We start from the raw sequence: 6,906 nt of genomic DNA on the forward strand, positions 1-6,906 counted from the left end.
ATTGGTCTACGCTATGCGGTTACGCTGGGTGTTACTGCTGGTATTTTAAATCTGGTTCCTTATTTGGGTAGTTTCCTAGCCATGCTCCCTGCCCTAGTATTGGGCTTGATTGCTGGACCAGTCATGCTTTTAAAAGTGGTGATTGTCTTTATCGTAGAACAAACTATTGAAGGACGTTTTGTCTCTCCATTGATTTTGGGAAGCCAATTAAACATCCATCCCATCAATGTTCTCTTTGTCTTGTTAACTTCAGGATCTATGTTTGGTATCTGGGGAGTTTTACTTGGTATTCCGGTTTATGCCTCTGCTAAAGTTGTCATTTCAGCCATTTTTGAATGGTATAAGGTAGTCAGTGGCCTATATGAATTAGAGGGAGAGGAAGTCAAGAGTGAACAATAGTCAACAGATGTTACAGGCTTTGGAGGAACAAGATTTAGCTAAGGCTGAGCATTATTTCGTCAAAGCTTTAGAAAATGATTCAAGTGACCTTCTGTATGAGTTGGCAACTTATCTTGAAGGAATTGGTTTTTATCCTCAGGCCAAGGAAATTTACCTGAAACTCGTAGAGGACTTTCCAGAGGTTAATCTCAATCTAGCAACAATTGCTAGCGAGGATGGTCAAATCGAAGAAGCCTTTGCCTATCTAGAGGAAATCCAAGTTGACAGTGACTGGTATGTCTCGGCTTTAGCTCTGAAGGCAGACCTCTACCAGCTGGAAGGTTTGACAGATGTGGCGCGTGAGAAATTGCTGGAGGCCTTGAGTTATTCAGAGGATCCTCTCTTGATACTGGGATTAGCAGAGTTGGATAGTGAGTTGGAAAATTACCAAGAAGCTATTCAAGGCTATGCCCAGTTAGATAATCGTACTATTTATGAGGAAACAGGCATTTCCACCTATCAACGAATTGGCTTTGCCTATGCCCAGTTAGGGAAATTTGAAACGGCCACAGAGTTTTTAGAAAAAGCTCTGGAGTTAGAATACGATGACCTAACAGCTTTTGAGTTGGCCAGTCTTTACTTTGACCAAGAAGAATACCAAAAGGCCGTCCTCTACTTTAAGCAGCTTGATACCATTTCTCCTGACTTTGAAGGTTATGAGTATGGGTATAGCCAGGCCTTACATAAGGAACATCAAGTTCAAGAAGCCCTGCGTATCGCTAAGCAAGGGTTGGAGAAAAATCCCTTTGAAACTCGTCTCTTGCTGGCTGCTTCACAATTTTCTTATGAATTGCATGATGCTAGTGGAGCAGAGAACTACCTCCTTACTGCTAAAGCAGATGCTGAGGATACGGAAGAAATCTTACTCCGTTTAGCCACTATTTATCTGGAGCAGGATCGTTATGAGGATATTATAGACTTGCAAAGTGAGGAGCCAGAAAATCTCTTGACCAAGTGGATGATTGCTCGTTCCTATCAAGAAATGGACGATTTGGATACTGCCTATGAGCTTTACCAAGAGTTGGCAGGAGATTTGAAGGACAATCCAGAGTTTCTGGAACACTATATCTATCTCTTGCGTGAATTGGGCTACTTTGAGGAAGCAAAAGTCAATGCTCAAGCTTACTTAAAACTGGTTCCAGATGATGTGCAAATGCAAGAATTGTTTGAGAGATTGTAAGAATGTTTAAACATATAGAACTGTAGTTTATCTCTTTTGATAGCTACGGTTTTTATTTGTATATGATAGAATTTTTTTGCAAAAATGGTTGGTTATTTTGTTTATTCATGCTATAATAGGAACAATTACTTTTAGGAGGTGCAGTATGTCTTATTTATTTGAGATATTACCGAGTTTACTGAATGGTGCGAGCACGACTGTACAGGTCTTTGCACTGGTCTTGCTATTTTCGATTCCTTTGGGCGTTTTGATTGCCTTTGCCTTGCAAGTCCATTGGAAGCCCCTCCATTATCTGATTAACATTTACATCTGGATTATGCGGGGCACCCCCTTGCTCTTGCAATTGATTTTTATTTATTATGTACTCCCGAGTATTGGGATTCGTTTGGATCGCCTTCCTGCTGCCATTATTGCCTTTGTTCTCAACTATGCAGCTTACTTTGCAGAAATTTTCCGTGGAGGAATTGACACTATTCCAAGAGGACAGTATGAGGCTGCCAAGGTCTTGAAGTTTAGTCCCTTTGCCACAGTACGCTATATTATCTTGCCCCAAGTGACCAAGATCGTGCTTCCTAGTGTCTTTAACGAAGTTATGAGTTTGGTCAAGGATACTTCTCTGGTATATGCTCTAGGAATTTCTGATCTTATCTTGGCGAGTCGAACAGCTGCCAACCGTGACGCCAGTCTGGTTCCTATGTTCTTGGCAGGAGCCATTTACTTGATTTTGATTGGGATTGTGACAATTATTTCCAAAAAAGTTGAGAAGAAGTACAGTTATTATAGATAGGAGGCTGCCATGTTAGAATTACGAAATATCAATAAGAAATTTGGAGACAAACAAATCCTGTCTGATTTCAGTCTAAGTATTCATGAAAAGCAAATTCTGGCTATCGTTGGGCCTTCTGGTGGAGGTAAGACAACTCTCTTACGTATGCTTGCGGGTCTTGAAACCATTGATTCAGGGCAAATCTTTTATAATGGAGATTCCTTAGAGTTGGATGAATTACAGAAGCGAAACCTACTGGGATTTGTATTCCAAGATTTTCAACTGTTCCCTCATTTATCAGTTCTGGACAATTTGACTTTATCGCCTGTGAAGACCATGGGGATGAAGCAGGAAGAGGCTGAGAAGAAGGCGCGTGGTCTCTTGGAACAATTAGGACTAGGAGGACACGCAGATGCCTATCCATTTTCATTATCTGGTGGGCAAAAGCAGCGGGTGGCCTTGGCGCGTGCTATGATGATTGACCCAGAAATCATTGGCTACGATGAACCAACTTCTGCCCTGGATCCAGAATTACGCTTGGAAGTGGAAAAACTAATCTTGCAAAATAGGGAACTTGGGATGACCCAGATTGTGGTAACCCACGATTTGCAGTTCGCGGAAAATATCGCAGATGTATTATTGAAAGTAGAACCTAAATAGGAGGAAAAATGGATGAAAAAATGGATGCTTGTATTAGTCAGTCTGATGACTGCTTTGTTCTTAGTAGCTTGTGGGAAAAATTCTAGCGAAACTAGTGGAGATAATTGGTCTAAGTACGAGTCTAACAAGTCTATTACTATTGGATTTGATAGTACTTTTGTTCCAATGGGATTTGCTCAGAAAGATGGTTCTTATGCAGGATTTGATATTGATTTAGCTACAGCTGTTTTTGAAAAATACGGAATTACGGTAAATTGGCAACCGATTGATTGGGATTTGAAAGAAGCTGAATTGACAAAAGGAACGATTGATCTGATTTGGAATGGTTATTCCGCTACAGATGAACGCCGTGAAAAGGTAGCATTCAGTAACTCATATATGAAGAATGAGCAGGTATTGGTGACCAAGAAATCATCTGGTATCACGACTGCAAAGGATATGGCTGGAAAGACATTAGGAGCTCAAGCTGGTTCATCTGGTTATGCGGACTTTGAAGCAAACCCAGCGATTTTAAAGGATATTGTCGCTAATAAGGAAGCGAATCAATACCAAACCTTTAATGAAGCCTTGATTGATTTGAAAAATGATAGAATTGACGGTCTATTGATTGACCGTGTCTATGCAAACTATTATTTAGAAGCAGAAGGTGTTTTAAACGATTATAATGTCTTTACAGTTGGACTAGAAACAGAAGCTTTTGCGGTTGGAGCCCGTAAGGAAGATACAACTCTGGTTAAGAAGATAAATGAAGCTTTTTCTAGTCTTTACAAGGACGGCAAGTTCCAAGAAATCAGCCAAAAATGGTTTGGAGAAGATGTAGCAACCAAAGAAGTAAAAGAAGGACAGTAATATAAAATAGTGGCTGAGACTGCGTTTTGATTAGCAAAACGTAGTTTTTTTGTAATCTAGGAAAACGATAATAGCGATTGAATCTGGATAATTGAATATGGAATAGCCCACTGTGATTTCTAAACCATTGTTAAAAATTGATTTGACTTATAAAATTAAAATGTTCTGTAATGAAAAGCTGATGTAACTGTTTTAGGAACAATAAAACGCATAATATCAAGGGTTTCTGGCACCTTATATTATGCGTTTTTGTGATTTTAAGACTTGTTAGCTGATTTTTTACAATCCTGCGAAATCTTTGATTTCTTGTGCTGACATTGAAGAGTCGCAACGGACGTTGATTTGTCCATCTGCAACGTGAACAAAGCCTGGTACAGTTGGGATTCCATAGCGTGAGCGGAATGCTTGTAACTCATTGAGTTGGCTTGCTTCTTCACTGTTGATGAAGTAGATGTGAGCTTTGGTTTCAGCTACGACACCTGCCAAAGTACCTGCAAATTTACGGCAGTAAGGGCAAGTTTTACGACCGATAAAGAAGGTTGCAGTTTCTTTTTTATCAAGAGCTTCTTGCGCACGCGCAACTGTAGTGACTTCAAGGTCTTTGATGTTATCTAAAAATTGTTCCATGAGATTACCTCGCTTTCATTGATATGTCTAGTATGCCATAAAGTTTCTAAAATTGCTTAGATTTGATACGAAAAAAAGATGAGATTGGTTAGTCTCATCTTTTATAGGTCTTTATTTTACAAAAGCATTGATTTCTGCTTCGATGTTAGCGATTTTAGCTTGTGATTCTTCGTTTGTTTCTCCTACAACTGCAATGTAGAACTTGATTTTTGGTTCTGTACCTGAAGGGCGAACGGCAATCCATGAACCGTCAGCAAGTGTGTATTTCAACACATCACTTGGAGGAGTTGTCAAGTTTGTAACAGTTCCGTCAGCAGCAGTAGCAGTTTGTGCCTTGAAGTCTTCTACGACAGTGATAGCTGTTGCATTCCATTCTTTTGGAGCATTGTTACGGAATTTAGCCATAATCGCTTTGATTTGTTCAGCACCATCGACACCTGAAAGGGTAACAGAGATAGTTTTTTCTGCGTAGTAGCTGTACTCTTTGTAGATTTCTTCGATACCGTCAGCAAGGGTCAAACCACGTGAACGGTAGTAGGCAGCAAGTTCAGCAACGACTAGAACAGCTTGGATAGCGTCTTTATCACGTACGAATGGTTTAATCAAATAACCGAAGCTTTCTTCAAATCCCATCATGTAAGTGTGATTGTGTTGTTCTTCGAATTCTTGGATTTTTTCAGCGATAAATTTGAAACCTGTCAAAACGTTGAACATAGTTGCGCCGTAGCTTTCAGCAATCTTTGTTACCAAGTCAGTTGATACGATCGATTTGCAAAGGGCTGCATTTTCAGGAAGAGTTCCGGCGTTTTTATGAGCTTCCAAGATGTATTTAGCCATGATAGCGCCGATTTGGTTACCTGAAAGGTTGAGGTAGCTACCATCTTTTTGAAGAACTTCAACACCAACACGGTCAGCGTCTGGGTCAGTTGCGACAAGAACATCTGCACCAACTTGACGACCAAGTTCTTCAGCAAGGGCAAAGGCTGCTTGGCTTTCTGGGTTCGGAGATTTTACAGTTGAGAAGTCTGGATCGGCAGTTGCTTGCGCTTCAACGACTTGAACAGAGTCAAATCCTGCTTGGGCAAGAGCACGACGAGCCAACATTTCACCAGTACCATGAAGTGGTGTGTAGACAATCTTCATGTCTTTACCAAATTCTTCAATCAAGGCTGGGTTGATGTTTACGTCCTTAACCTCTTTAAGGTATTCTACGTCAACAGCTTCACCGATAACTTCAATCAAGCCAGAAGCTTTTTCAGTTTCCACATCAGCAACTTCAACTGCAAATGGATTTTCGATTGCACGGATATAAGTAGTCAAAGCGTCCGCGTCATGTGGAGGCATTTGTCCACCGTCTTCACCGTAAACCTTGTAACCGTTAAATGGAGCAGGGTTGTGGCTGGCTGTAACCATGATACCTGCGAAGCAGTTGAGATGACGAACTGCAAATGATAGTTCTGGAGTTGGACGAAGGCTTTCAAATACGTAAGATTTGATACCATGTTTAGCAAGAACTGCCGCAGATTCAAAGGCAAACTCAGGTGAGAAGTGACGACTATCGTAGGCGATTGCGACACCGCGTTCTTTTTCGTTTCCGCCTTTTGACTCAATCAAACGAGCCAATCCCTCAGTAGCTTGACGAACAACGTAGATGTTGATGCGGTTTGTACCAGCACCAATCAGGCCACGCATACCTGCAGTACCAAATTCAAGATTTGTATAGAAGGCATCTTCCTTTGTTTTTTCGTCCATATTTTCCAAATCTTGACGAAGGTAGTCAGGAAGCTCTGCAAAATCAACCCATTTCTGGTAATTTTCTTGGTAAGACATTAAAATTCTCCTTTATTTTTAAAACATTTAATCAGTTTGATTATATCATTTTTTTTAGTTTTAGTAAAACCTTATCTGTTTCGAAAATCTCTTCAAACCAGGTCAGATTGAATTTGGGGTTTATACGATGTTGAGGCTAGGAAAAATTCAATCTCAGTAAAAAAGTAAGTCTTCTCATAATAAAACATTGATACCAAACGTTTTATTATGAGAAGACTTTTACCCAGCATTTTTATACACAACCTCAAAACAGTGTTTTGAGTAATCTGTGACTCGACATTTAGTTCTAAGAATACCAGCTTGACCAGATGGTTTTCTTGACCGTTATTGGTGATAATCTTCTAGCAAGGCTTCAAACTCAGCCACAGTCATTCCCAATTGCTGGCTGGCAACCTCGGAAGTCAGAATACCTTGACGTACTAGATTTACTAAACCTACTTTTAATCCCTCTTCAATGCCTTCTGCTCGCCCACGCTCTAAACCTTGTTCAATCCCCTCTGCACGACCTCTCTCTAACCCTTTTTCCTCCGCTTGTTCCAAGGCATAGTCCTGTGCT

At 40.4% G+C, this 6,906-nt stretch carries 7 protein-coding genes and 1 pseudogene; 5 read left to right on the plus strand and 3 right to left on the minus strand.

All coding sequences use genetic code 11. The features are described 5' to 3' along the window. The 5 genes from WKI42_RS08960 to WKI42_RS08980 all read left to right on the plus strand — a co-directional run. Positions 1-399 (plus strand): AI-2E family transporter (locus WKI42_RS08960; RefSeq protein WP_368081734.1); only part of this gene is annotated, 399 nt, incomplete at its 5' end. Next, the gene (locus WKI42_RS08965; protein WP_368081735.1) at positions 389-1,618 is read left to right on the plus strand and encodes a tetratricopeptide repeat protein; all 1,230 of its coding nucleotides are present in this window, start codon (positions 389-391) and stop codon (positions 1,616-1,618) included. The genes WKI42_RS08960 and WKI42_RS08965, both read left to right, overlap by 11 nt. Positions 1,619-1,763: 145 nt before the next feature. Next, on the plus strand, positions 1,764-2,405 hold the full coding sequence (locus tag WKI42_RS08970) for an amino acid ABC transporter permease (protein WP_050242059.1): 642 nt from the start codon (positions 1,764-1,766) through the stop codon (positions 2,403-2,405). Positions 2,406-2,414: 9 nt separating this feature from the next. Beyond that, positions 2,415-3,044 (plus strand): amino acid ABC transporter ATP-binding protein, encoded by a 630-nt coding sequence (locus tag WKI42_RS08975; protein WP_368081736.1) that lies wholly within the window; start codon positions 2,415-2,417, stop codon positions 3,042-3,044. Positions 3,045-3,056: 12 nt separating this feature from the next. Beyond that, a complete protein-coding gene (locus WKI42_RS08980) occupies positions 3,057-3,893 on the plus strand; it encodes an amino acid ABC transporter substrate-binding protein (RefSeq protein ID WP_050220771.1) in 837 nt (278 codons plus the stop codon). Positions 3,894-4,172: 279 nt separating this feature from the next. Here the strand turns inward: WKI42_RS08980 and WKI42_RS08985 are convergent, their stop codons facing one another. The 3 genes and pseudogenes from WKI42_RS08985 to WKI42_RS08995 form a co-directional block, all read right to left on the minus strand. Further along, positions 4,173-4,520, minus strand: coding sequence for a thiol reductase thioredoxin (locus WKI42_RS08985; protein ID WP_050090142.1), 348 nt, complete (start codon positions 4,518-4,520; stop codon positions 4,173-4,175). Between the two features lie 111 nt (positions 4,521-4,631). Further along, positions 4,632-6,350, minus strand: a complete 1,719-nt coding sequence (locus WKI42_RS08990; protein WP_368081737.1) for a phospho-sugar mutase — start codon at positions 6,348-6,350, stop codon at positions 4,632-4,634. 324 nt (positions 6,351-6,674) lie between these two features. After that, positions 6,675-6,906 (minus strand): annotated as a pseudogene (locus WKI42_RS08995) (Rpn family recombination-promoting nuclease/putative transposase); the annotation flags it as partial.

This window comes from Streptococcus pseudopneumoniae (assembly GCF_038148935.1).
Classification (GTDB): domain Bacteria; phylum Bacillota; class Bacilli; order Lactobacillales; family Streptococcaceae; genus Streptococcus; species Streptococcus pseudopneumoniae_U.